Below are 1,267 nucleotides of genomic sequence, written 5' to 3' on the forward strand. Positions count from 1 at the left end.
CTCGATAGTCTTTGCGATTATCGCCGTTATTGTTGGAATCAAGGTCTAGCAACTTGGAACGACATGTACGACTTACACACAATTGAGCATAGCAGTCCCCGACCGAGCGCTTATTCAGTGCGCAATGAGTTGGTGGCCGCTAAAGCCGATTGGCAATATGAGTTGTCGGCGCGAACCTTGCAGTTAGCAATCGCCGATTTAGGCAAAGCGTGGCAGAATTTTTTTGACCAGGCTCAGCCTGACTGGGGTAAGCCGAGATTCAAATCCAAGCGCGCGCCACGGCAAGGTTTCAAAACGGATCGCGCTAAAATTGTCAATGGTAGGTTACGTTTAGACAAGCCGCTCGGCACAAAAATTTGGTATGACATCCGTCTTAGTAAGCACGCTGACTTAACCGGCATGTTCAAAGTTGTTAGTGTTTATCGCGAAAATGGCCAATATTGGGCTAGTTTGCCGTTTGAAGTTACCATTGAGGCTAAGCCTAAAACTGGTGAAAGCTCGGCGGTTGATGTTAATGTGGGCCATCTGAACTACACAGGTGGCGTGGTCAATACGCTACCTAAGCGGTTACAAAAGTTATACCAACGAATCAAATTTTATCAGAAACGGTTAGCTCGCAAGCGGGTCGTGAACGGTAAAACGGCGACTAAAAGCAATAATTACCAAGCAACGAGAGCCAAGTTGCAACGGGATTATCGCAAGGTGACCAACATTCAGCATGACATTATGCAGAAATTCACGACCCAGCTAGTGACTGATTATGACAAAATCGTCATTGAGGACCTCGCAGTTAAAAAAATGCAGATGACGCATGTGGCTTCAAAAGGCCTGCAACGGTCGATATTTGGCTATTTCCGCCAAATATTGCGCTACAAGTGTGAGTGGTATGGTAAAGTGTTGATTTTGGCTGATAAGCATTATCCGTCAACCCAACGTTGCTCGGCCTGTGGTCATATCAAGTCCGGCAACGATAAGCTCACTTTGCAGGGTAACGCCACGCATAAAACCAAGCACCACGAATATGTTTGTTATCACTGTGGTACGACGCTTGAACGCGATGAGAATGCCGTGGCTAATTTATTAGCATTAATCTAAAACAATTAAAAAATGAACGGGCAGGCTTTGCCCTGATGCTGTCATAGTTGGTCAATGTGATTACGCCCTGGTGGCCTATCGGAATACCAGCGTCTTAACGGCAGCGAGTAAAATAATGAAAGGAAAAATGCAATCTTTCTAAATGTGGTAATTCGTAACGATTGCCTACATT

Annotated in this window: 1 protein-coding gene; it reads left to right on the forward strand. The window is 45.5% G+C overall.

What is annotated here, in order from left to right; genetic code table 11:
• A partial coding sequence (locus FFM78_RS13640) for an RNA-guided endonuclease InsQ/TnpB family protein (RefSeq protein WP_223877099.1) occupies positions 1 to 1,095 on the forward strand: 1,095 nt, incomplete at its 5' end.
• Positions 1,096 to 1,267: the final 172 nt, after the last annotated feature.

The sequence above is a fragment of the Loigolactobacillus binensis genome, from assembly GCF_005405165.1.
Lineage (GTDB): Bacteria > Bacillota > Bacilli > Lactobacillales > Lactobacillaceae > Loigolactobacillus > Loigolactobacillus binensis.